General features: G+C 39.9%; 18 protein-coding genes. 2 read left to right on the top strand and 16 right to left on the bottom strand.

Annotated elements, in window-relative coordinates; translation table 11 throughout:
• Positions 1 to 86: 86 nt before the first annotated feature.
• Positions 87 to 2,165: a cation:proton antiporter gene (locus ACM0OW_RS03575; protein ID WP_414548657.1), complete on the top strand. Its 2,079-nt coding sequence runs from the start codon at positions 87 to 89 to the stop codon at positions 2,163 to 2,165.
• On the opposite strand, the gene ACM0OW_RS03580 is transcribed toward ACM0OW_RS03575, so the two are convergent.
• The 3 genes from ACM0OW_RS03580 to ACM0OW_RS03590 all read right to left on the bottom strand — a co-directional run bounded on the left by ACM0OW_RS03580 (position 2,108) and on the right by ACM0OW_RS03590 (position 5,172).
• Entirely contained in the window at positions 2,108 to 3,268 is a 1,161-nt protein-coding gene (locus tag ACM0OW_RS03580) for a glycosyltransferase family 4 protein (RefSeq protein WP_414548658.1), read from the bottom strand. The two genes, ACM0OW_RS03575 and ACM0OW_RS03580, sit on opposite strands and share 58 nt — an antisense overlap.
• A 345-nt stretch (positions 3,269 to 3,613) precedes the next feature.
• The gene (locus tag ACM0OW_RS03585; protein WP_414548659.1) at positions 3,614 to 4,348 is read right to left on the bottom strand and encodes a phosphoadenylyl-sulfate reductase; all 735 of its coding nucleotides are present in this window, start codon (positions 4,346 to 4,348) and stop codon (positions 3,614 to 3,616) included.
• A 101-nt stretch (positions 4,349 to 4,449) separates the two neighbouring features.
• The gene (locus ACM0OW_RS03590; protein ID WP_414548660.1) at positions 4,450 to 5,172 is read right to left on the bottom strand and encodes a hypothetical protein; all 723 of its coding nucleotides are present in this window, start codon (positions 5,170 to 5,172) and stop codon (positions 4,450 to 4,452) included.
• 9 nt (positions 5,173 to 5,181) lie between these two features.
• Here ACM0OW_RS03590 and ACM0OW_RS03595 point away from each other — a divergent pair, with 9 nt between their 5' ends.
• Positions 5,182 to 5,445: a hypothetical protein gene (locus tag ACM0OW_RS03595; RefSeq protein ID WP_414548661.1), complete on the top strand. Its 264-nt coding sequence runs from the start codon at positions 5,182 to 5,184 to the stop codon at positions 5,443 to 5,445.
• 78 nt (positions 5,446 to 5,523) lie between these two features.
• On the opposite strand, the gene ACM0OW_RS03600 is transcribed toward ACM0OW_RS03595, so the two are convergent.
• From ACM0OW_RS03600 to ACM0OW_RS03660, 13 genes are all read right to left on the bottom strand, one after another.
• Positions 5,524 to 7,002, bottom strand: a complete 1,479-nt coding sequence (locus tag ACM0OW_RS03600) for an O-antigen ligase family protein (RefSeq protein ID WP_414548662.1) — start codon at positions 7,000 to 7,002, stop codon at positions 5,524 to 5,526.
• A 64-nt stretch (positions 7,003 to 7,066) separates the two neighbouring features.
• The gene (locus ACM0OW_RS03605; protein WP_414548663.1) at positions 7,067 to 7,996 is read right to left on the bottom strand and encodes a glycosyltransferase family 2 protein; all 930 of its coding nucleotides are present in this window, start codon (positions 7,994 to 7,996) and stop codon (positions 7,067 to 7,069) included.
• On the bottom strand, positions 7,914 to 9,137 hold the full coding sequence (locus ACM0OW_RS03610; RefSeq protein ID WP_414548664.1) for a glycosyltransferase family 4 protein: 1,224 nt from the start codon (positions 9,135 to 9,137) through the stop codon (positions 7,914 to 7,916). Before ACM0OW_RS03610 ends, ACM0OW_RS03605 begins: the two co-directional genes overlap by 83 nt.
• A gap of 65 nt (positions 9,138 to 9,202) precedes the next feature.
• Positions 9,203 to 10,201, bottom strand: coding sequence for a glycosyltransferase family 2 protein (locus ACM0OW_RS03615; RefSeq protein ID WP_414548665.1), 999 nt, complete (start codon positions 10,199 to 10,201; stop codon positions 9,203 to 9,205).
• A gap of 153 nt (positions 10,202 to 10,354) precedes the next feature.
• On the bottom strand, positions 10,355 to 11,521 hold the full coding sequence (locus ACM0OW_RS03620) for a glycosyltransferase family 4 protein (RefSeq protein ID WP_414548666.1): 1,167 nt from the start codon (positions 11,519 to 11,521) through the stop codon (positions 10,355 to 10,357).
• Positions 11,522 to 11,669: 148 nt separating this feature from the next.
• On the bottom strand, positions 11,670 to 12,839 hold the full coding sequence (locus ACM0OW_RS03625; protein WP_414548667.1) for a glycosyltransferase family 4 protein: 1,170 nt from the start codon (positions 12,837 to 12,839) through the stop codon (positions 11,670 to 11,672).
• Positions 12,836 to 14,278, bottom strand: coding sequence for a glycosyltransferase (locus tag ACM0OW_RS03630; protein WP_414548668.1), 1,443 nt, complete (start codon positions 14,276 to 14,278; stop codon positions 12,836 to 12,838). Before ACM0OW_RS03630 ends, ACM0OW_RS03625 begins: the two co-directional genes overlap by 4 nt.
• 78 nt (positions 14,279 to 14,356) lie before the next feature.
• Complete coding sequence (locus ACM0OW_RS03635) at positions 14,357 to 15,316, bottom strand: glycosyltransferase family 2 protein (RefSeq protein WP_414548669.1); 960 nt, start codon at positions 15,314 to 15,316, stop codon at positions 14,357 to 14,359.
• Positions 15,317 to 15,348: 32 nt separating this feature from the next.
• Entirely contained in the window at positions 15,349 to 17,190 is a 1,842-nt protein-coding gene (hepA, locus tag ACM0OW_RS03640) for a heterocyst formation ABC transporter subunit HepA (protein WP_414548670.1), read from the bottom strand.
• A gap of 181 nt (positions 17,191 to 17,371) precedes the next feature.
• The gene (hepC, locus tag ACM0OW_RS03645; protein WP_414548672.1) at positions 17,372 to 18,115 is read right to left on the bottom strand and encodes a heterocyst development glycosyltransferase HepC; all 744 of its coding nucleotides are present in this window, start codon (positions 18,113 to 18,115) and stop codon (positions 17,372 to 17,374) included.
• A 784-nt stretch (positions 18,116 to 18,899) separates the two neighbouring features.
• Entirely contained in the window at positions 18,900 to 21,143 is a 2,244-nt protein-coding gene (locus ACM0OW_RS03650) for a GumC family protein (protein WP_414548673.1), read from the bottom strand.
• Positions 21,144 to 21,384: 241 nt separating this feature from the next.
• Positions 21,385 to 22,473 (bottom strand): glycosyltransferase, encoded by a 1,089-nt coding sequence (locus tag ACM0OW_RS03655; protein WP_414548674.1) that lies wholly within the window; start codon positions 22,471 to 22,473, stop codon positions 21,385 to 21,387.
• 506 nt (positions 22,474 to 22,979) lie between these two features.
• On the bottom strand, positions 22,980 to 24,293 hold the full coding sequence (locus ACM0OW_RS03660) for an NAD(P)H-dependent oxidoreductase (protein WP_414548676.1): 1,314 nt from the start codon (positions 24,291 to 24,293) through the stop codon (positions 22,980 to 22,982).
• Positions 24,294 to 24,335: the final 42 nt, after the last annotated feature.

A 24,335-nucleotide genomic window follows, 5' to 3' on the forward strand; every position in this document is an offset into this window, starting at 1 on the left:
TATAAATAGTTTATTTTTGGGAATTACTAAACATTTTTATATATCATAAATTAGTTTATTGGCTCATTTAGCTTTATTAATTACCAATGGCATCTAACTTACTTGACAGTCCCATTATTCAGTTTACCATTCTCCTGACAGTAATTTTTACTGTCCCCCCTATATTTGAGCGACTGCGACTACCTGGTTTAGTAGGTTTGCTGGTAGCCGGTGTGGTATTAGGGCAAAATGGGTTAAAGTTCTTAGACACTAACTCTGAAACTGTCAAACTGCTTTCAGATATCGGCAAAGTTTATTTAATGTTTGTTGCTGGGTTAGAAATTGACTTAGGACAGTTTCGTAAAACTAAAAATCGCTCAATTGTCTTTGGATTTTTAACATTTATAGTCCCCTTAATTGCTGGGATATCTGTGGGGCGATTATTCGGTTTTGGTTGGAATGCTGCTGTTTTAATTGGTTCTTTACTAGCCTCCCATACTCTTTTAGCATATCCCATTGTTAGTCGTCTGGGAGTTGTGATGAATGAAGCTGTGACAGTCACCGTGGGAGCAACAATTTTTACTGACACAGCTGCTTTATTAGTCTTAGCAATTTGCGTCGGAATTCATGGGGGAGAATTTTCGGCAATTAGTTTAGTAACTTTATTAGGTGGATTAGCAATTTACTCTGCCATTGTCCTTTTTGGGTTTGACTGGGCAGGTAAAGAATTTTTCCGTCGTTCTGGGGATGAACAAAGTAACCAATTCTTATTTATTTTATTAGCTTTATTTCTAGCATCTGTGGGCGCGCAGATAGTGGGAGTTGAAAAAATTGTTGGGGCATTTTTAGCAGGTTTAGCAGTCAATGACGTTGTAGGACGCAGCCCAGTCAAAGAAAAAATTGAATTTATTGGCAGCGTTTTATTTATCCCTTGTTTCTTTGTAGATATGGGATTATTAATTAATATACCGGCATTTATCAAAACCCTCAGTTCAATTTGGCTCACAGTAGTCATTGTCGTAGCTTTGATTTCTAGCAAATTTATGGCAGCATTGTTAGCCAAGTTAATTTACCGCTACAACAAGGCGGAAATGCTCACAATGTGGTCATTGTCACTACCACAGGTAGCAGCGACATTAGCAGCATCGTTAGTTGCCTATCAAACTTTAAATCCTGCTGGCGAACGGCTAATTAGTGAAGCTGTCTTAAATAGTGTGATTGTCCTCATGCTAGTTACTTCAATTATGGGACCATTAATTACAGCCAGATTTGCGGCTTTATTACAAATGCCCCAGACAGATTTTGAATCAGAAAATCTTTCAACTTGGTGGGAAACTTATGAAGGACAACCCTTAGAACAAACTCAACATCCATTCACTGTTTTAGTCCCAATATATAACTCTAAAACCCAACGCTACTTGATTGAAATGGCAGCATTAATAGCTCAACATGAATTTGGACAAATTTTACCATTAGCTATTACTAAAGCCCATGTTCACATGGATGACCCACAATTAGGAATATCACTAGAGCAAAATCACCAAAGACTAAAATTAGCCAAAGAAATCAGTCAAGAATTTGATGTTAAAGTCTCACCATTAATTCGGATTGATGATGATATAGCTTTAGCAATTAGCCGCACCAGTCGAGAACAAAATGCTAGTTTAGTAGTCATGGGTTGGTCCCGAACCACAGGTTTACGCGCCCGCTTGTTTGGTAATATAATTGATAGCGTCTTTTGGTCTTCTCACTGTCCAGTTGCAGTTACACGCCTAGTTAGTAGTCCCAAGGCAATCCAGAGAATTATTGTGCCAATTGGAGATTTAAGACCTCAAACTATCAGCGCTTGGCGGTTTGCGGAAATGCTAGCTGATGTGAATAAAGCTGAAGTTGTACTACTGCACGTATCAAATAGCAAAACTCCCTCTAATTTAGTAGAACAATTTACAATTCAATTGTCAGAAATTGTTGCCAAAAGTCAGTTACAAGTAAATACAAATATCCAAATCATTATAGATGATGATGTTGCTAAAGCCATAGTTCGGGAAGCTCAAGCATTTGATTTAGCCGTTTTACGTTCTGTCCGTTATCGCACCACAGGGGGTTTAGCTGTTAGTCAAGTCACAACTCAAGTAATTGAAGAGTTAACCGGTTCTATTGTTTTATTAGGAGAAGCGCATTTATAAACTCTCTGTGTCCTATACGTCTCTGCTGTTTCAATAAATAAGTCCTGGGGCATTAATTCAGCATATACGGCTAAAGTTTCTTGATTCACCCGCCCAACTGTTAACCTTTGTAAATTTTGTTGTGCTTGGTCTTGCCACTGGGAAAGAAGATCAGGATTTTGCAGTAAGTTAGCTAAAGCATCTGCTAAAGCCTGACTATTTTTAGCTGGGAATAAAATACCGGCTGCACCATGATCTAAAGCTTCGGGAATACCATCTACATCACTGGCGATAATAGCACAACCTGCTTCTCTGGCTTCGGGAATCACTAATGGCGATGGGTCACGGTGGGAGGCGAGAACAAAGATATCAGCTGCTAATAGGTAGCGTTGCGGTTGTGGCTGAAAACCTTCAAAATGGATGCGACGATTGCAAGGTGTACTTTGGGCTTGTTCCGCAAAACTTTGCCTATCCGGGCCATTTCCCACTATATACAGATGTGCTTCCGGAAAATCTGCGGCTATTTGGGCGAAAGCATCAATTAATTCACTAACACCCTTGCGTTGATACATTCCTGCTACTGTCACAATCGCTGGATGTTGTAATTCTACAGGTTCATACTCTTGAATATTACTGCTCCGGACACTCCCCAATGTGCCATTAGATATTACCCGTAATTTATGCTGTGGAATTCCTCGTTTGGCCATTGATTCAGACACAGCTTTGCTGACAGCAATGACTCTATCTGCTAAACCCATGAGTATAGCACTGTGTTGAAATTCGTTGTGTACTGTAGATACTAAATTATAGTGAGAATTGGCTTTAAGAACTTTGGCTAGTACAATTCCCGTCATCATGTGGGTGTGAACGATATCTGGCTGAAATTGCTTGATTATCTGGCGATAACGCGCAGTTGCTAAGATTAAATTCACGGGTTTGCGAGTTTGGTTTAATTGCAAATGTTTAACACCATAACTTGCTAATAATTGTTCATATTCGCCACCACCGGATGCAACAGCCACCTCATGACCGTTTTTGGCTTGTAGACAGGCTAAGTCTACAGCTACATTGACGATCCCGTTCCCTATTTCTCGGACATGATTTAAAATATGTAGGACACGCATTGATTGATCCAGTTTGAGTTAGATTTGGTAAAAAGTTAGCGAAACAATTAGTAATCGCAATTTGACACAAGTTGAATCTGCGAAAATTATTACGGTAGAGCAATCAACGGTTTATCTGTTAACAAGACGTAGATGAAGTGGTTTTGCTCCTGATAAATTGCTAACTCATTTCAACAAATTAGATGGAGTTAAACCTGAACCTGAAAAGCAAAAATCACCTGTGAGACTTGGCCAATAATCGCAAACATTCTATTGCTAGATAAATAAATTTATCCTAGTAAAATTTCTTAAAAGTAGCGATCGCCATAGTATTCCCAGAATATATAGCGAATCGCTAAATGTCAACTATTTTTCTAAATTCCCAGCGTGTAAACCGCACTCTTTCATTGTGGATTCTTCCCACCACCAACGGCCTTCGCGTTCATGCTGACTAGGTAACACAGGTCTAGTGCAAGGTTCACAACCAATGCTGATAAAACCGCGTTCGTGCAGCTTATTATAAGGCACATTAAAAGCGCGGATGTATTCCCACACCTGTGTAGAAGACCAGTTTGCTAAGGGGTTAAATTTAATTAACTGATGGTCTGGGGTAGAAAAGGCAGTATCAACTTCAATTACAGGGATATGGTTGCGGGTACTAGGGCTTTGGTCTTTGCGCTGTCCAGTAATCCAAGCATCAAGAGTATTGAGTTTGCGGCGTAATGGTCTGACCTTACGAACTCCGCAACATTCTTTGTGACCATCTTCATAGAAACTAAACAAACCCTTTTCTTCTACTAAAGCTTGTACTTCCGCAGCATCGGGGAATTGCACTTCTAATTTAATCCCATAACGTTCTCTGACCTGATTCAATAACTGATATGTTTCAGGGTGCAAGCGTCCGGTATCGAGGGTAAAAACCCGGAAATCTTTAGTAATCTTCGAGGCGATATCAATTAGAACAACATCCTCAGCACCACTAAAGGAAATCGAGAGATTATTAAAAGTTTCCAAGGCGAATTTGATAATTTCTCTTGGTGTTCTTTGACTATATTCTGCTTCTAAGGCGGGAATATTTAAATTCGTTTGGGCGGCTACCATGTCTGTTCTCCTCTGGCTCACCCTGAATTCTACCAAGTTGAGATGTGCCACCGACATATTTCTTCGATAAATTTGCAATTCCACGTTAAAGGCTGGGGAAATTAGCGGATATTAAACACCTGAAATATGCTTTGGTAGGCAGTTTGCGCCAGTTCTTCTGCTTCACTGCGTTCTTGATTGCTGACAGTTTCACGCCTTTGTTCCCCGTAATCCTCAAACTTGACTGTTAACTTCCCATTATCAAAAAAGAAAGTTTCCCCGTTATGAGTGCGCTGTACAGCTTTGACTTGACCGTTTTCAAACCAGATACTTAAACCATCACCTAATTCCGTGAGAAATTCTGACGCTTTCACAGGCTGACCATTAACAGTACAGACTGAGTAAGTTATATCACCATTAATTTGAGTCTTTTCTTCGCAATTTTGAGTTATTTGTTCCAAGGACTTCATGCTTTGCTCATAGGAACCCTGGGAATTAGTGTTTTCAATATTTAATAGACTATCTTCACTGATAATACAATCATCGGGAATACCATCACCATCGTAATCAATGCGAAAATCATTATCCTGTCCATCATTATCACAGTCAATGGGTTGACCAATAACTGTTCCCGATTTCTGTGCAGATTTCTTTTGAGGCTGTGCAGTGGTTGTAGAGGCTGGAATGGTTGGGAGTTCCGTGGGTGCAGATGTGACAGATACACCAGCAGGAATTGGTTGGGCGGAAATTTCAGATTTTTGACAAGCGCCCAACACCATCCCTAGAAAAATCAACGCTATTAACTGTATTCTTGACGCATGGATCATTTTTTGATGCCCAACCACTGTTTTTAAGTGAATAATTGCTACGTATTTGATTATACCCTATTAACAGTCAAGAATTACGGTGTTATAGCACAATACGGTTCAGTTAAGAAAATTGTAGGTTGGGTAGAACGAAGTGAAACCCAACAAAGTCATGCAAGTGTTGGGTTACGCCTACGGCAAACTACGTTAACGTTCCATTACAACCTGAAAATCGCTGTAAGAGTGTTGCAAGAAATAAATTATCCAAAAATCGTAGGGTGGTTTAGGACGCTAGTCCGTAACCCACCATAAAGTTTAAGGATAATGGTGGGTTACGCTGCGCTAACCCACCCTACAAATTGGGCATTTTTTTACTTGGAATACTCTAAGTTAAATTTTTGTAGGCGTTTCTCGGTTGTTCATTACCTCTTCAACAAATGTATTGACTCTTTGCTGCTGATAATACTTATGTGCTGCCATAGACATAGCTAAAAATCCCCAAAGAATCATACCTGCTACACTCAGCATTGCACTATTACCAACTAACTGCACACAAAGGCTCAGACTAATAGCACGAGCAGCGCTGACAAAACTATCAAAACTCGCCTCGGTATATTTAAATACGGTCAGGAGGATCAAGATTAATCCACCCAGATAAGGGATAGCACCCAACCAGCCCAGGGTAAAAAACATATCTAAAATCCCACTGTCCAGCACAACAACTTCTATTTGACCTGTTTTTTCGTTAACTTTCCAAATATTACCTAATCCACTACCGAAAATATTAGAAAGAGCTAAACTCAAGTTTCTATCATAACTTTCTGATCTTTCTCGAAAGCTAGTATCTTTTTCCAGATTAGAAAAACTTTCCAGACGCTCTGTAACTACATCAGAAATAGGCTCAATGTTGGTCAATGGCACAACACACATGAGCATGATTAAAATAATGGCAATTAAGCGCATTTGAATCCGCGCCTTGACTGAGCCAAAAATCATCACGATTCCTAGTAACCAACCCAACCAACTAGTACGGACTTGTGCTAACAAAAAGGAGATATAACCAACGGCTGAGGCTGGAAAAATTAATGCTCCTGAACTGGTAAATGATAATAATAGACCTGCTTGCATGACATAAGCAAAGGGGCCTGGTGAGTGTAACGTACTCCAAACCCTCATTCCAAACGGTTTCGGATCTCCCGAACTTGTAAACATTTTTGATTCTATCAGCCAGTATCTATCCCATTCAGGTGCTACCACGAATTGATAGACACCATAAATACCTAAAATCAGCACAGCCCAGAGAAATATACGTTGAAGATTCTGGCGGTAGCTGGGGTAATCTCGCCAGTTAACAAATAGGTGAAAAGCAAAGATAATCGGACTCAGCCAATCTAAAAAGCCCCGTCCAACAGGAAGCGGTGCGTTATAAATTAGACCCACTAAAAAGCCATAGAATACACCCATAAACGCCAAAAGAAACGGCAATCCTCCTTGAGTTGAAGCGCGAGGAGAGTGCCGTAAAAAAGTCGCTATGGTGACAAATACAACTAAATAAGGAGCGATGAGCATTTGACGGGTGGGGTCCCAGCCAATGCGATAGTCAACTAAGCGAGTAGCTAAGGGTGTCAAAAACCATATCCACCAAGTAAATCCCATATAAAGAATGGGATGTCGTAAATATAAAAATACTGCTACCGCCAAAGCTGTCGCCGGATAAATAAAGCGCAACAAAGCAGTCGCACCAGCAAAATAGCAAACTATATTCAGTAGTATAAAGCCTAAAATAGCCAGCCAACCCTGTAGCGATCGCTCTTGAGGAAAAAAGTGTGATTCTAAAAAACTATTGAAATGTACTTGCTTGGAAATCACGATAAATCCACCAATTTTATATTTTAAATCAGACGTGTGAAAACAAAAGTTTCTTAACTACGAATTACGAATTACGAACTATGAATTCTTTTCGTGCTTGCCAACGTCCACGCCAAGACACTATTAATTTCTGTCCGGCAATTTTACCTTGGCTGGGTAAAAGTCGTAGCCATTGTATTAAACCTAAACTTTCTCGTGTCCCCACAAGGACTACCCAAAACCAAAATATAATATGGCGCGATCGCGGCAAATGTTCCAATAAAACCAAAGTTTCATTATGAACTAAATTAATAAAAGCAATCTCATTAAAATTATGGCGTTGGTCTTCATCAAAACGTTGGGCGGGATAGTGATCTACTGCCACATTTGGATCATAAATTATCTTCCAACCTGCCCGCTTTAAAGTCAGAGTAAATGCCATTTCAAAATGTACTTGCGCTCCTGTACCCCGCATTCGTTGGTCAAATTGTAATTTTCCGACGGCTTGAGTCCGAAAACTCATATTTACGCCTTTGAGAACATCAACTTCACGAGGTTCTCCGACTCCTAAATGATGATTCCCAATGACTCGCCCGAACCACTGCAATTTACCAACTATTGCTTCTTCACCGTCTTCGATTTTGTCGCCGTAGTGTACCCAATCACGACCACCGACACCACCAATACTACTATCACGGCTAAAGTGAGCATTGATTTTTTCTAACCAATCAGGATGAGGTGCGGCATCATCATCAGTAATAGAAAAAATATCTCCTTCCACTGCGGCTAATCCGGCATTGAGTGCGGCTACTACTCCCGATTCTGTAACCTTTATAGTTTGCTGTGGTAAATTTTGGGAATTAAATTCGGCGAGAAATTCCCAAGTTTCTGTATCCGTGTCCCGTACCACTACAATTAATTGATCAACGGGTTTAGTTTGTGCTTGTAGTGCCAGAAGGCAACGTGATAGATCCAGAGGACGGCGATAAGTGGGGATGAGAACTGTATTTCTCATGATTAATTAACTCCTCAAATAGATCCAAATAAGTTTGTGCCATATTTGTCCAACTATGTTGTTCTGCGATTGAACGTGCAGCTTGACCCATGTTTTGGCACAATGAGCGATCGCTAGTTAGTAATTGCAACGCCTGTGTCAAAGCTTCTGAATCATCTGAGTCTGACAAAACTATTCCAGATTCTGGCGTTACTAAGTCGGCTGCACCGGTGGAACTAGCGGTAATTACTGGTAAACCAGAAGCCATTGCTTCAATCACTACTAAGCCAAACGGCTCATAACGTGAGGGGAAAACCAAAAAATCTACAGCTTTCATCAGTTCTGGCAAATCAGACCTTTGTCCCAAAAAATGTACGCGCTGACTTAATCCCAGTGATTCTGCTAGCTGAAGATATGGACTTCCTTCAGTATTTCCGGCTACCGCTAGATGTAACTCAGGTACTTTTACTAAGGCTTGTAAGACAGTATCTAAGTTCTTACGAGAAAGTCTGATATCGCCGGCAAATATTGCTAAGGGTACGCTTTCCGGTAATTGCCATTTTTGGCGTAGCGCTCCGTAGGAATCGCTAACGCCTGGGGAAAATTCCTGTAAATCAACACCGTTTAAAATAACTTTGATTGACTCTGCCGCTACACCTATTTCTAGTAAATCTTGGGCAACTTTATCAGAAACTGCCACTACTACTTGCGCTTTACGAAAAGCCTGTTTTTCCCAATGTGCATTTAAGTTTGTGTAAACCCACTGATACAAATCATATCCGAATTTATCTGATTTTGGTTGGTTTTTACTAGAGGTAAATTTTAGCCAAGAATTATGCACAAAATGTACTGCATTCACATTTCCAGGGGCATGAGTAATTGCGCCATTTACTTTTACTATGTCCATGTTTGAGCGATGTTTTCGCAACCAGGTTGTGCTTTTTCGGGAAAATATCAAGTTGCGAATAAATTCGGTTGGCCAGCTTTTAATAGAAATAGGAACCCAGTGGACTTGGGAATTTTTTTGGAGTTCTAAAGCTACATGGCTGGCTAATAATGTCAAGTGATAACCGCGACGAATTGCTTCTTGGGCAACTTCGTAGTTAACTCTACCTTGACCATCGCCTTTTTGTACGGTGTGGGTAACAATGCAAATTTCCATTTATTACCTCTATTGTTAACTATTAACTTAAAGTGAGGGAAGTTAAGCAAGATGAAGAAACCACATTAGTTTGATTTTGGTATTCCTATGGCTGGATTAGCTAACATTTTGGGGATGAAGCTGAGGCTGAGTGCTGCTATGGTGCGGAAATTAAATTTCTGCTGTTTTAAGGCTTGCCAAAGGAAAGAACGTGCTAGTTCTGTTTGTTGATTTCGCAGTAAACCAATGCCTAAAGTTGTATGAGATTCTAACCATTTTTCTTGAAAGTATGTTTTGAATGCTTTTAGTTCAGGAGCGTCTCTAAAAATTTGGTAACAGAAGATTTCATTTTTGGCTTTACGGATTTTTGCCTGTGCATTTTTACTACCACTAAGTTGGGTATCAGTTTGCTCGTGTTCTCGATATAGTGTGAGTTTTTCTGGATGATAGTAAGCACCATAACCGGATATACAGCAGAGGTAGGTTAAATATAAATCCCACATACCGCCAACTTCTGCGGGAATGCTATCCCAATCAATTAAATCATTACGAATTAAACAAGCAGCAGCAGTGGCTATACTTTGATCTATTAACCCAATTTTATAGAATGGTTGATGAACTCCTGCTGCCAGTTGATGTCGCTTGTAACTACGTGTATTTACTTTTGTAAGTGTATGTTTAATTTTGCTATTGGCATCAATAATATATTGGTCACAAAAAGCCAGAATTAAATTAGAGTTTTCTTCTAATGGTGGTACAAGTTTGGCTAAAAAATCCTGATTCCACATATCATCATCGTGGAGACTCGCAAGATATTTACCACGTGCCATTTTGAAGGCGTGCATCTGATTGGCAATCATGCCCAGATTTTGCGGTTGTCGCCAAAAGCGAATGCGTGGATCTCCAAAAGATTCTACAATTTCTTGGGGATTTTCTGGACTACAGTTATCCGAAACAATGATTTCAATATTTTGATATGTTTGGTTGATGGCACTGGATATCGCCTGATGGAGATACTCTGGTCGATTATAAGTGGGGATAACTACACTGACTAAAGGTTGGGAATATTGCATGGCTGGTGACATCAGTTTAACTTGTGGGATTTTCAAGTTGACTATTTCAATAGAAATAGATTTTATCTAGTTTTTGTATAATTAAATACTGGACTGAGATGTTGGATGGGATTGGCTGTATCAATTCCAAAACTTCACTCCCAAATCAAAAATTGATTAATTTTCTCAGATGGAGCAATAATTTAAAGCCTGATTATTAGGAGTTCTAGCTTCAAATTCAGCGATAGTTTTGGCATAGATTTGTGCCAGCCTTTGGACGTGAATATCAATGGTAAATTCTTGCTGATACCAAGCCTGACCGATCTCACCCATCAATCGGCTTTTGGGGTGATTTATGGCGAGTTCGTTGATGGCAGCAGCTAACTGCTTGATGTTATTAGGTGGAACCAAGATTCCTGTTTCACCATCTCGGACGTGTTCGGGAATACCACCGACTGCACTAGCAATGATTGGTCGATAATGACTATAGGCTTCAAGAGTTACCAAACCAGCAGGTTCAGGCCAAAGACTGGGAAAAACTACAGCAAAGCAATGTTGATAAAGTGATTCTAATTTTTCACTATTACACCAACCATGCCAAGTAATGCGATCGCTTAACCCCATCTGACGTGCTAATTTTTCCATACTGGGCTTACTCCAACCATCACCGGCGATGTCTAGATAAATGCGTTGGTTAGTTTGTGTTAAAGCTTTAATCAGCCATTCCACCCCTTTATCCGGAACAATTCGACCAGCGAACAAAATCCGTTGATTTTTATGAGTTGCCCAGTTTAACGGTGCAGTCGGATTTTTGGGTGCTTTGACACCACATCGCAGTGTTACTACTCGTTCAGGTGCTAGACCACTATGAATGATTTCTTGACGAACATAATCACTATTAGCAATTACGGGAATTTTTAGGCTTTTGAGTCTTTCTAGAGGATGCTGAGTATTCAACCAATTTTTCAGAATTTTTTGGGGTCGGCGGCTACCACAGCCATCGACTAAATGTCCCCAAGCACATCCCAAAGGATTGATCACGCGATCGCACACTTTCCCCCGATTAGCTAAATATTTTGTCCCACTAGGACAGTAACTACCGTGATTGTGCAGAGTCAATATTGCTGGGCATTCTTCCCGCAAATCCAGCAGCATCTCTGGGTCGTGAATGTGCAGTAATTGGGGCTGCTGCTGGTCTATTTTTTGGAGAGAAGAAATAGTGCGATCGCTTACCCCAGTAATTTGAGAATTTACCAAAGACGCTAAATAAGTTTCAATACCACCACCTCCCTTGATATCAGCACGGGAACAGTGATAAATCATTTTTTGCTCAACAACTAATGAATAATTCATATTTAACTTATATGCTTAGAAGTAAGTTTGTAATTTCCACAATAGTTTTATACTCAAGCATCAAACCACATACAGCATTTTGCCATTAGGTGAAATACATAATAAATGTAAAAAACACAGGTAATTAACAGCGCTGTAGATATTAAGCTTAATTAAGTAGTCCTTGATGCTTGAATATTTTGCTTAAGTTGTCTTGATAACGTGCTTGAGTTTGTGCTTCAGCCACATTTCTAGCCGATTTACCCATTTCTAGGCATTTAGCTGTATTCTCTGCTAAATATACCAGTTTATCCGCCATAGTTTGGCTATCTCTCGGTGGCACTACAAAACCATTCACACCATTGTCTACAACATCAGCCGCACCACATTGTGAAGTGACAATTACAGGTAGTCCACAAGCCATTGCTTCTAATGCCACTAAGCCAAAACCATCTTCTACAGAAGGTAATACTAAAACTGAAGATTTACCAAATATTTCTGTCGGATCAGCACTACTAAAATCCCAAAATTCTTGTTTGATTTGAGAGTGTTTATTTAAGGTTTTTTCCATAAAAATTCGCAAAGCACGGGTAGAAGTGCCACCAACTATTAACAGTTCTGATTCTGGAATATTGGCTTTTAAAAAAGCATCAACTAAATAAGTTATACCTTTGCGGGGTTCAATTGTCCCAACATAAAGTACCCGAAATACTGAATCAGTTTTTGGAATTGGACGAAATCTATTTGTATCTACAAAAGGTGTCAATACCGCCACCTTTTCTGAGGCAAATCCAGCCTTGACAAAGCTTTGTTTTGCTACTTCTGAAAGCACAACAATTAAATCAGCTTGCTGACACTCGCCTGAAAAGCGGTGCAACATCATCGGATTCATCGTAGCAACAGTAGGATCATTTAGAGATTTCATCTCTTGTTGAATTTGTTGCTGCATGAATGGTAAATAATTATTCAAGCAATATAACCAAGTCTTTGCACCTTTAGCCTTGGCGGTTTTAAAACTTAGATTTGTTTGACCTGCTACCCCCATGATTAAATCACAAGGTTGAGACTGCAATTGCTTACTTACCTGGTGATCAAAACGTAAATCACTCAATAACACAGCCAAATCATGACGACGACGTAGCACAGGAGTAGCCAGTAATCTTTTACTCCAGCGAGAATAGCCCAAAGGATTAACTGGAAAATGGGTTTGAGGTTTTTCTACTCCTGAACAATATACAGTTAAATCGGCTAGTTTGCTTAGACCTACTGCTGCATTGGCTAAACAAACACCCTGTCCTCCTGTACCTAAACCAGTGTTGCAAGTAAGAGTAATTTTCATGAATTTGAATTAGCAATAACTGTTTTTGAGCAAACTTTGTCTAAGATTTTTAGATAATCTTGCACTAAATTTATGTAGCTCAGTTCTCTTTGGATATCTGTACGATCAAATCGCAGCGGACAACCAGAAAATTTAGCTGCTGCTATGTCTTTGATCACTTGACTCATAGCTGCGGTGTCTGTGGGTTCAACTAGCCAAACTCCTGGTTTATCTTGTAAATAGTCCCAGTTCTCACCTTTAGGTACTGCTGCTAAAATGGGGCGGTCTGTCATCAAATATTCATAGGTTTTACAAGAAATACGTCCACCAGCACTACTATCCGGACGATCTGGTAAGGTAATAAATAAAAGGTCTGCCTTCCGAGCGAGTTGAATAGCTTCAAAATGAGGTAAACTACCAAATACAGAAACAACATCTGTCAGGTTTTGATTTTTTAAGACTCTTTGGACAACTGATTCTGCAAAGCTATTACCGTAAATTGCGAGCTGAATTTTTTTCTCCCATTCAGTATGTTGAATTAATAGTGTTTGTATGGCTTTACCTGCAAAAATAGGGCTAGAACTGCGATAATCAATTTTTGCACGGCGATAATAACCTAATTCCATCCAAGTTCTGTAGAGTTTTTTCAGCAGCGTTTTTTCTTCAGGACGATGATAAAATTCATACCAACCATTCATCCCACCAGTATAAATAATCTCGAAAGTTGTATCAGTAACTTCAGCTTGAATTGGAGTAGCAAAATCTGATGGGTCAGCACCACAACGAATCAAGTTGAACTTTGATTTTTGCGGTTCAGGCTGTCGTTGTTTCACCAAATCTAAATTGAATTGAGAAACATAAACAACTGCATTAGCTTGACGCACATAAAAATTTTCTAGCCCACATTCTAAATAATGATGCAACCAGCTAGGAGAAATGGGATGCATATCAGTACAGGTGGGGGAATCATCCAAACTCAAAACCAAGGGTAAACCTGTTAACCACTTCAGTATGACTCCCACCACCCCGGCTGAATAAGGCATCATAAATACAAAAATTGCATCAGGTTTATGCTGCTTAATTAATTGATAGCCCCGGAATAAAGCAGGCAAAATCCAAAAAATTTCGGTATCTGGCCAGATTAATAATTGTAATAATTTCTCTAACTTCAGCTTATTGAGAAAATTAATTAACCCTTGAGGATACCAAGTTTTAGCATAATGAATATTAGCTGGCTGATGCAAAACAGCATTTTCAGTACCAGTCAATATTTGCAACTGCCAACTTTTTTCAAATTGCCCCAACAATTTATTAGCACGATTGGCAATTGGTGTTTTTAAAGGTGGTAAATCATGAGCTATGCAGAAAAGCTTTTTAGAATTATCTAATAGAGAATTAACACCTAAATGCTCGATGCCTTGTCGAGCAATATCAGGAAAAGCTGAAATTTTTTCTTTCATTGCTTAGTGTCTTTAGCCTCTCAATCCCTGGGAACATCAGTTTTGATTTTAGCGATAGGTTGCTGGGTGGTAAAATCTCTAATATGCTAATTTAATTAATCCATATTGTTTATATTTCCGTTGTCGCTTCCATTCAACTAAATACTGTTGATAAAAATAAATAATGTGGAGAACTTCCCATTCACCCGGTAATAAGCCTTCTTTATTTACAGGTTTTAGCAAGGTTTTCAAGCGCCAAAAAGCCAAATTTATTCCACATTTAAATAGGCGCAAACGTGGAAAATTTATTTGGCTATGATGCCAGTGAAATGCCAGATAAGCAGATGTCTTGCCAGCATTTTTGACAGCCTTGAGAAGATGAGAACGCAGTAATCGTGATTCATCAAAGTGATGTTCTACAACCACATCTAAAGCCGACGCAATGCGGTATCCAGCTTGTTGAATTTGGGCTGTGAATAATGTATCGTCTCCATAGCCAATTGCCCCCGCACCGAGTTCAGGATCAAAGCCAGGAATTTTGTCTAATATTTCTTTTAAAAATCCCATATTTGCACCTACTAAACAGTTAGGTGATTCCCGGTCAATAAACTCAGAAGAGGCAAAAATAGCCCGATGGATAGGCTGCATCCAATCTCTTTCTAGATGTGAGGCAATTTTGACCCCACCGGCAACAACTTCAGCCGTTCTAGATCGGATGGGTTGACACATTTGTGCAATCCAGTTTTGCGGTAGTCGGACATCATCATCGGTGAATAAAATGATTTGGCCTCGTGCGGCAGTAATTCCGGCATTGCGAGCATTAGATAAACCACGTTTGGTTTCGCTAATGTAGCGTAATACCATATTCGGCATTGAAAAAGATTGAATGACTTGGGCAGTGCGATCGCTTGACGCATTATCTACTACAATTAATTCACAATCTAAGTTTTCTGGTACGTTCACCAGCGCCAAAGATTCTAAAGTCTGGAGCAAACTTTCTGCTCTGTTACAAGTGCAAATTAAAATTGAAACAGAGTTTAACTCTAATGGAAGATTCATATTCATTAAGCCTTCTAGTTAAAATGTTTGATTTAAGTTAATTGATGCTGCATTTGATGGTATTTCCAAAACTTACCCTTTTGCTCTAGTAACTCTTGATATCCACCCTGTTCTACAATTCGTCCCTGTTCAAGTACGACAACTTTATTGGCTCGAACAATAGTCGATAAGCGATGAGCAATTACAATCACAGTCCGACCGACAGCCAAGCTTTCTATTGACTCTTGAATTAACCTTTCTGAAACAGTATCCAGCGCACTTGTTGCTTCATCTAAAATCAGGATTTCTGGATTCCGCAGCAGAGCGCGAGCAATCGCAATTCGCTGACGCTGACCACCAGAAAGTCTCACTCCTCTATCTCCTAGTTGAGTGTCAAAACCTGCGGGCATTTCTTCGATAAATTCTAAAGCATTGGCGAGTCGAGCCGCTTCATAAATTTCGTTTTTGCTAGCTTCTGGCGCTCCATAAGCAATATTATTCAGGACAGAAGTGTTAAAAATAAAAGTATCTTGGCTGACTACAGCAATTTTACGTCTCAGAGAATTAATGTCAATATTCCGCAAATCCACACCATCGATTAAAACATTCCCTCTAGTTGGGTCATAGAATCGCGGAATCAAGTCTATGAGTGTAGTTTTTCCAGCCCCCGAAGCACCTACAAGTGCCGTCATTGTGCCACGTTCAATAGTCAGCGTAATGTTACTGAGTACCAAATTCAGGTCATCATACCCAAAATCAACTGATACTAAATCTATGGAACGTTTTAGTTCAGAAAACTGCAATTTGCCATTTTGGAAATAGTATTTAGCATCTATTTCTAAGAGTTTTTTGACAATGGCTGCTGAACCTTGCATAGTGCTAAAGAATGCACCAACACCATTGATATCTTGCATGATTGGCACAAGACGAAATAAAACAAAGAAAAATGTTAATAAAGAACCAACATTTAGCGCACCATTAGTTACTACACCCGTAAATGCCAGAATAATCATGCCAATGAGAATTGTAGTAGCTAATGCTTCTGCTAGTGGTTTAACCAGCATCCATGCAAAGGCAATCTTACTAGAAGCTTTCACAACATTGCTGCTAGCATTATAATAACGTTGGCGTTCAAAATCCTGACTAGAAAAAGCTTGAATCGTTCTAATTCCATTGATAAACTCTACAGCAGTTCCCGTAAAATTGTTATTGGCAATAGAAACGTCAAAGCTTGATTCACGGACACGAGCATTTAAGGTAGATAAGCCTACAGCCAATAAACTAAACAGCATCAAAGAAATGATAGATAACTGCCAAGATATCAAGAATATTGACATTAGGTAAATACTCGCATTCAGGATTCTGGTAAAAAGAAAGCCGGCAGCGCTAAAGGCTTGTTTAAGTCTTTCTATCTCCGTTGTCAGTATATTTATGAGTTCGCCAGATTTAGTATTATTAAAATAACTAATTTGGACAGATTGGAGTTTTTCAAAAATTTGCCGTCGTAGTCTATCAACCAAGTTCAGTTGAGTGATTTCAGTGTAAACTTGGGAAAAATAAGTAAAAAATGAACGAATTAAGGTACTAATTAAAATTAATCCAGAAATTCGATATAGCTGGCTATTGTGTGATGTATTTACTCCTAACAAAAATGTATCAAACCATGCTATTCCTGTGCGAAATGATTCATTTTCTGGATTAGTAATCGTTTGCAGAAAAGACAGTAACAGACTGACACCAACACCTTCAAAAATAGCGGCAATAAATGAAAAGAATAAAGCCAGAATCGCGACTTTGCGGAAATTTTTAAATTCTCGCAATATCACATAGTTTTCCTGATAGAAGGTGTTAGCTCGAAGTAAATTACGGAGTTTTTTAGTTAGCGTCAAGTGCATGGGTTGTTAATTTCTCACAAGATTTTGGCAAAGTAAGCCCAGTTCTCGCTCTACTTCCAGTGCGGTAAATCAAATAATTAATTACCGCACTAAAGGTAGAGAATAAGTTTTGCAGAATTAAAGTCTAGAGAATAACTGTCTGAAACGTGAATCTATGAGTTAGATTTAGTTCACGAGTAAATCACAGTGTTTGGCTATCTAAATGCAACAGATTCGACTCTTCCCATGAATCCGTCATATCTGATAGTGAATTAATTTGCTGTTGTCCAGCCAAGGTTAGCCGCACAGCATTTTCTAAAGTGCAACTACGAGATCCCATTAAAGTCATTTCACCGCGTAGAACATTCCACAATTGCGGTAGATGATCTAAATCGTATTTACGCATCCAACGGCTTAGAGGGGTAATATTGAGAGTGGCCGTTGTACAAAACTTGATAGCACGAAAAACTTTACCTCGTTCTCCAACCTGCCACTCACTGGTCAAAACTGCTCCGGGTGAGTCAATCTGTAAAATGACAAATAATGCCAGCATCACTGGACTCATGAGTAGTAGTAAAAATAAAGCGGCAATCCAGTCAATTAGTTTTTGCCAATGGCTACGTTGTTTAAACTGTTGATTGCTGGAAGGTAGGCGGAGAAATATTGGCTTACCAGCTTGTTCACAGGCTTCAACCCAAAGTTTAAGATCATTTTCACCAACATTGGGATCTATACTCACCACATTTACTAGAGTTTTTTTCAAGCATCTGACTAATAATTGAGGGTCAGATAAAGAAGGCAGATGAAGCTGTTGAGGTTGTTTGGCAGATTTGACCAATAATTGACCCCGCCGCCATTGGAGTGTACAAGATGAAAAGCGATTATTTTTGTGTGGCTGAGTCTCAGGATAGGAGTTCTGAAGAGTAGGAACTAATGAACTTGTCATAATGTCTTTGGAACTATAGAATAGTGACTTGCTGAGTTAATATCGAAAATTATCAATGCCAAAGACTCCAAACAGAATTTTATTTTTATCCCCAAAGATGTCAGTAATTGTGGGCAAAATATAGTTTTTTAACTGGCACTCTAGACAAGTCCATCTCTTGGTAAATTCTGCTGGTATAAAGATGCACAAATAAGAAAGATACCCAGCCGATAAGTAGCAGTAAACATACGGGGAAAGCTAATTGAAAAACGTGGGATTCTCTCTGATAAATAGGGATGATGGGGAAGTACAGAGGAAATTTCCCCCGTTCCTCAAATGCCCAATGACTTCATATCTATGTTTAGTTACAACTACCTATTTTTTGGATCAATCTTACAAAACCAGTTCACCTTTGTCTTTTAGCTGTGGGGAAGGGGAGTTAATCTCTAGGATATAAGACTTTATCTGAATGGCTATATGTTGGGATGGATTCTTTATTTACTCTTTAAACAGTCCGTGTTTTTTCTAGTTAATTATAAAGCTGCTATGAATATACTGAGGTGGAAGTAATAGTAATACCATAAAAAAATCATATTTAAATGAAAGTGATGTTGTCCAGCGATCGCATCTTCTGATCTTCAGCCAATCAGCCAAAAAAAAGATATGTGCGATCCCATACCAAACGGTGCGATCGCACATAATCAAAAACCTTTCAATTGGTAAATTTGCACACAGATACAAGTAGAGGCTTCCTATGACCATGTACGCGATAAATCTCGTCTCTCCCCCCTCCCCAAAATAAGCGCTATTTTTCTATCGCTTGTTGCAGCGCCAATTGAGACGAATCAGACGGCTGAGGATACTGTACATAGGTACTACCAGAATTTGAAACTCCATTAGCCACAACCCCAATCAGGTTCAACCTGCTCAACATGGCTGTAGCTTGAGCTAGTTGACTGCGAGTCACTTTACTCATACTGGCTGCCAGCACCACACTACGACAAGATGAAGCGGTCAGCATGGCATCCACTAAACCCAGAACTGGTGGGGCATCGATGAGTACCAAATCATAATTATCCTCAAATGCTGCCATCAATTGCATCATCCGTGGTGAACTCAAAAGATTTGCTGGGTCAGCAGGTATGGGTCCGGCTGTCAAAATATCGATGTAGGCTGAACCCAAACTAGGAACACCAATTTGGTTAGGGATAGTGACATCACTAGCCAAGAGAGTAGATAACCCTTGCTCATTGGGAAGATTGAGCTGTTCATGGAGACTAGGCTCTCGTAAGTTGGCATCAATCAGTAGCACCCGTTTGTGTAAACGAGCCGCACTCATCGCCAAACCCAATGCCAAAGCTGACTTACTCTCATCTCGCAAAGCGGAAGTAATCATCAGAGACTTCAAGTTAGGCACAGAATTTAACAGTTCAATATTTTTGAAAATTAAATCCAGTGATTCCCAACGTGGAGGGGATTGCAACACTTGAATAGTCCAGGGAGCCAGAACTTCTGGTTTACCAAAAGGCAACTTGATAATTGATTCTTTGTTCTTGGTTTTTGGCAGTTTGGGAGTGGTTCCCAACAACGGTAAGGAAACCTGCTTTTCCAATTCAGCAGTAGTATGCACAGCATCATCAGAAGCTTCCCGAATAAAGGTAGCAATACCTCCCAACATCAACCCCACGACTCCACCCAACAAGAGATTCTGCTGAAGATTGGGGCCTAAGTACATCCCCAATTGTGGTTCTTCCACAACTTCCCAATTAAACCCACCCTTGGCAAGTTCTTGGCGCAACTTCTGCTCGGCTCGCAATAGCTCTTCTAACCTTTCACGGCTAAATTGTAGCTGTGGCATAATCCGATTGTAATAAGCCAACAGAGGCGGAAAGCGTTTGATTTCCAAACGCAATTGATTTTCTTTCTCCGCCAAAGTTTGATCGCGGGCGCTTAAAGCAACTATAGTTGTTTGCGTCTCCACTAGCTGACTAGCCAAGTTGAGGTCAATTTCACCAAATTGCCCTTGTTCCAAAAGTGGGGCTTGAGAAGAAATCACCCCATTAGACTGTACGCCTAAAGTTCTGCCTACCTCTTGTTGCAATAATCTCTTCTGGCTGGCCAGTTGTTCTTGAAACTGTTGTACGTTAGGAGTCTCATCCGTAAAGCGTAAACGTTCTTGAGCTAGCGCCAGTTCGGTTTTTTGAATTTCGTTGAGTAAGCCTTGGTAGCGAGTAGACTGACTCAGACGAGAAGCAACCAAAGCATTTTGTGGAGAACGCTTGAGTTGTTCTTGTAAAGATTTTTGGCGAGCTACAGCTTCTTGATACTGTGAACGAGTCCCACGGCGCTCTTGTTCAATAGTGTTTAAAGAGTCTTCTACGGCTTTAGCTTGTGACTCAGGATTAATTAAATTTTGGTTTCGGCGAAATCTTTGTAAGTTAGTCTCCGAGGCATTCACTTCCTCGCTAGCTTTACTTAACTGTTCCCTGATTACCTGTAAACCTCTTTGTAAACGGGAATCCTGCTGCTCTTTATTATATTCCACATAAACTTGCCGAATTGCCGCCAGAACGTTTTGTGTCTTTTCTGGATCTTGGGCAGTATAGTCTACTTGGAAAATTTTTGTCGCTACATTGTCTTCTTTCGTCCTGAGTTGATTCAGGATTAAAGATGTTTTTATTTCGTTGACAGTAATATCCGGGTAAACAGGTTTAAGTTTGTCAACTGCCTGTTGGAGTAGTCCTGAACTTTGCATCAAATTCAGCTGAGTTGCTGTATCTATCTGAATATCAGGTTCGATGAATTGGCTGTCTGCCCCAGCACCTTCTCGCCTACCTTGATAGTTAGGTTCTACAAGCAACTGCATTGAGCTTTTGTAGGTAGGTTTTGTCCGAGAAGTTACCACAGCCGAGATTGAAATTGAAGTAATAAATACGGCTAAAAACCAAGGGAATCTGCGAATAAATATTTTAAACAGCTGTCCGTAACTTGGCTCTGTATTAGAATTATTAACCTGATTTATACCGGGACTAAGACTAGCTTGATTCATTTTTATTATCCTTGTCTGCGAGACGCTACGCGTAGCTTACTTCCCCGTAGGGATAGAGTTAATACACCAATTCGTAATTGCCCTGGGGCTACGCTCTTAGCGCAGCTATGCTGATAGATGGCGAGCCATAGGCTTTACGTAATTCTAATTCGTAATTCTGAAAATCCGAATCCATTTTAGTTGCCTAGTTTATCAGTATCACCTTCTTTTTTATAATTTGTATAAAAAACCTCAAGAATAATTAATTGATACTACAAGTTTGTGCAATAAGTTGCTCCACCTTCCTAAAAAACACTGGTTCCGAAAAATTATTCACTGCATGGTTACGAATACTTTCATAATTCCAAGTGATTCCTCCGGACTCTAATAATGCAGATTGGATCGATTCGGGTGTTTGTCTCTTAAAAAATACCCCTGTTTTCCCGTGGATCTGTGTATCTAATACTCCACCAGCACCGTAAGCAATAACTGGTGTCCCACTAGCATTAGCCTCGACAGGAACTAGTCCATAGTCTTCTAAGGCGGCAACTATCACAGACTTGGCTCTAGAAAATAAATCTTTTCGTTGGGCATCACTGACGTGTCCTAAAAATTTAATATTATCTAGAGCTTTGGCTTTGAGACGCTCTTCTTCTGGCCCATCACCTGAGATTAATAATTGCCAACCTAGCCAATTAAAAGCTTCGATGATGATATCTAGCCGCTTATAGCTGATCATCCGTGCCGAAGCCAGATAGTATTCATCTTTTATATCTGAAAACAGGAAATTATTTGTATCAATTGGATAGTTAATCGCAATTGCTTGTTTGTTGTAAATTTTTTGAATACGACGGGCGACTACACTAGAGTTAGCAATATAAAGGTCAGGTTCCTGAGCATATTTCAGGTCAACATTTCTCATTAATTGAAAAACTTGTTCAATTAACGGGGCAAAATATCGATAATCCCCATATTCTCTTAAATAAGTTTCCGTATCCCACAAAAAACGGGTAACATTATGACAAAAACAAATATGTTTTGCATCTGGACGTTTGCGTACTGCTTTAGCGAAGCTAGTACTGCTACTAATTATCAAATCGTAAGCTTGTAAATCCAATGCCCGAAAAGCAGGGAAATACAAAGGAGCCATTAATCTAAAATACTTGGCTGCGCCGGGAATTTTTTGCAGAAAAGTAGTTTGGACTATACGCTCACCCATATCAATAGTTTTTTCCGGATTGTATAAAGAGGTAAAAACATCTGCTTGGGGGTAACGTCTACACAGTAATTCAAATACGCGTTCTGCTCCACCGCGCTGGGTTAAGTAATCATGAACTAGAGCAATTTTCATAGTTTTATCTAAATTTATTTCTAAGTTTGTTGGAACAGTTTCCAGCAAGTTGCTCTGAACAACTTTATTCTTCAAAATGATCAATGCCCATGCTCATATCTTTAACCCTTACGTATAAACCCACAGAACCTCAAAAGATGCTCGTTAATTTCCTCGATTTCTCTTAGATTTTATCACTAAAGCTAGAGGTTTCGGTTTAATAGTATGTAATACAAGAAGAGCAATTTTTATTGGGGCTAGATTTAATGGTTTGCTCAGAATTACCTGTGACGAAAAGTCCTGATGAAAATGTGTTTCTATTCAATGATTAAGCGCTCATTCCCCAGATTTGTAGAACTCGGTTGATGACGACAAACTTTTATTTTTCCCGATTGGTTAGTTAATGTATGAGTAGGTGGGTGTAAATAAAGTTAATTTATCCGGTACAGATGCCCTCAAACTGCTGATGAGAGAGTTTGAGGGCATCACCGCTTTAACTGAACGTAGTGATATGGAAAATACTCATGTTACCCAACAACCGCTAGAACTTTTTCTGATGCAAAATGAGCGTTTTGTTCAGCGCGGAGTTGGTCACAAAGCCTACCTTCAGGCAACTCGACATCATCGTAAGTGAGGACTTGATCTTGGGGAATATCTCGTTTGAGGCGACATCCTTCGGCTAAACCAATTGGTAGTAGTTTCTGCTCTTGCACAATGGCAGAGTTTTCACATTGGCCGTAGGTCATATAGTAGCCAATCCCATCTAGGGTTTCGCCGGCTTTCAGATTAATTTTGGCAGTGGTAATCACATCGACCAGTGGGCCTGCTAATGGAGATAAAACAGCATCTTGAAACAGGACAGCACGGGCTACAGATAATGGAACTTCAAAATGGCAGAGGTGATAAGGAGTGTAGAAACTATATAACGGACCTTCACCTAATTTGTACAAATCCAGATAGTGGCGTTGTTTGGGGTCGTCATGAGTGGCAAATACAAATACACCAGGGCTGGGTTGAGCGCCAACTACATAATCAACAATTCCACCCAGTTCTTTGAGTTGATCAACGTCGTACATTGTGGTCATTTGATCAACATGACCACTGAAGTTATAGCCGAGCATTCCACGCTGGGCGACTTTCATTCCTGTGGCGTTAGCAACGATCGCTTGCTCGAAAGAAATTTTGGTTCCATCAGCAAAACTCGTCACCATGTGGGCTTTTTGACCCCAGCGTTTAGCAAATCCTTCTTGAGTTGTGGGGTTACGATAAGGGTCTTGAAGTCCTTTAATATTACCGCACAATAACGGAGTCAGACCAATACTTTTCACAAATCGGTAGAGATTCATTTCTACCCCTGGCTGATCACCATCACAGGCGCTGAGAATGACTCCAGCTTTTTTGGCGTACACGTTCAGGATGGGGCCGATAGTCGCGTCTAGTTCGGCATTCATCATAATTACGTGTTTGCCATGAGCGATCGCTTCCATGACGATCCCAGCGCCAAATTCTACTGCACCAGTTACTTCGATGATGGCATCAATGCCCTCAGCTTGGCAGAGTAATGAAGCATCTTCAGTAACTGCATATTTATCCTGAGCGATCGCCTCTTCTAATTCAGTTACATTTGTCACAACTTGAATATTTTCTAGTCCCGCTTCTGTATAAGCTCGTTTAGCTGCGTCAACCTGACGGCTAAAAATAGCCACCAACTCCATTCCCGGAACTGAATTAATAATTTGATTAGCAATCCCCCGACCCATAAAACCAGCCCCAATCATCCCCACTTTCACGGGATTTCCAGCTGCGGCGCGGGCTTCTAATGCACGATCAATAATAATCATTAGCTAAATTCCTCTGTTATTTTAAAGTGTTGTTAGCGGTAG

This window comes from Anabaena sp. CCY 0017, assembly GCF_963920885.1.
Lineage (GTDB): Bacteria > Cyanobacteriota > Cyanobacteriia > Cyanobacteriales > Nostocaceae > Nodularia.

What these genes read in the sequence shown, in the direction of transcription:
- ACM0OW_RS03610 (WP_414548664.1), bottom strand. Translation starts at nt 9,137, where the DNA reads ATGGAAATTTGCATTGTTACCCACACCGTACAAAAAGGCGATGGTCAA.
- ACM0OW_RS03650 (WP_414548673.1), bottom strand. Translation starts at nt 21,143, where the DNA reads ATGAATCAAGCTAGTCTTAGTCCCGGTATAAATCAGGTTAATAATTCT.
- ACM0OW_RS03620 (WP_414548666.1), bottom strand. Translation starts at nt 11,521, where the DNA reads ATGAATTATTCATTAGTTGTTGAGCAAAAAATGATTTATCACTGTTCC.
- ACM0OW_RS03625 (WP_414548667.1), bottom strand. Translation starts at nt 12,839, where the DNA reads ATGAAAATTACTCTTACTTGCAACACTGGTTTAGGTACAGGAGGACAG.
- hepA (WP_414548670.1), bottom strand. Translation starts at nt 17,190, where the DNA reads ATGCACTTGACGCTAACTAAAAAACTCCGTAATTTACTTCGAGCTAAC.
- ACM0OW_RS03630 (WP_414548668.1), bottom strand. Translation starts at nt 14,278, where the DNA reads ATGAAAGAAAAAATTTCAGCTTTTCCTGATATTGCTCGACAAGGCATC.
- ACM0OW_RS03660 (WP_414548676.1), bottom strand. Translation starts at nt 24,293, where the DNA reads ATGATTATTATTGATCGTGCATTAGAAGCCCGCGCCGCAGCTGGAAAT.
- ACM0OW_RS03585 (WP_414548659.1), bottom strand. Translation starts at nt 4,348, where the DNA reads ATGGTAGCCGCCCAAACGAATTTAAATATTCCCGCCTTAGAAGCAGAA.
- ACM0OW_RS03655 (WP_414548674.1), bottom strand. Translation starts at nt 22,473, where the DNA reads ATGAAAATTGCTCTAGTTCATGATTACTTAACCCAGCGCGGTGGAGCA.
- ACM0OW_RS03615 (WP_414548665.1), bottom strand. Translation starts at nt 10,201, where the DNA reads ATGTCACCAGCCATGCAATATTCCCAACCTTTAGTCAGTGTAGTTATC.
- ACM0OW_RS03635 (WP_414548669.1), bottom strand. Translation starts at nt 15,316, where the DNA reads ATGAATCTTCCATTAGAGTTAAACTCTGTTTCAATTTTAATTTGCACT.
- ACM0OW_RS03605 (WP_414548663.1), bottom strand. Translation starts at nt 7,996, where the DNA reads ATGAGAAATACAGTTCTCATCCCCACTTATCGCCGTCCTCTGGATCTA.
- ACM0OW_RS03575 (WP_414548657.1), top strand. Translation starts at nt 87, where the DNA reads ATGGCATCTAACTTACTTGACAGTCCCATTATTCAGTTTACCATTCTC.
- ACM0OW_RS03580 (WP_414548658.1), bottom strand. Translation starts at nt 3,268, where the DNA reads ATGCGTGTCCTACATATTTTAAATCATGTCCGAGAAATAGGGAACGGG.
- hepC (WP_414548672.1), bottom strand. Translation starts at nt 18,115, where the DNA reads ATGACAAGTTCATTAGTTCCTACTCTTCAGAACTCCTATCCTGAGACT.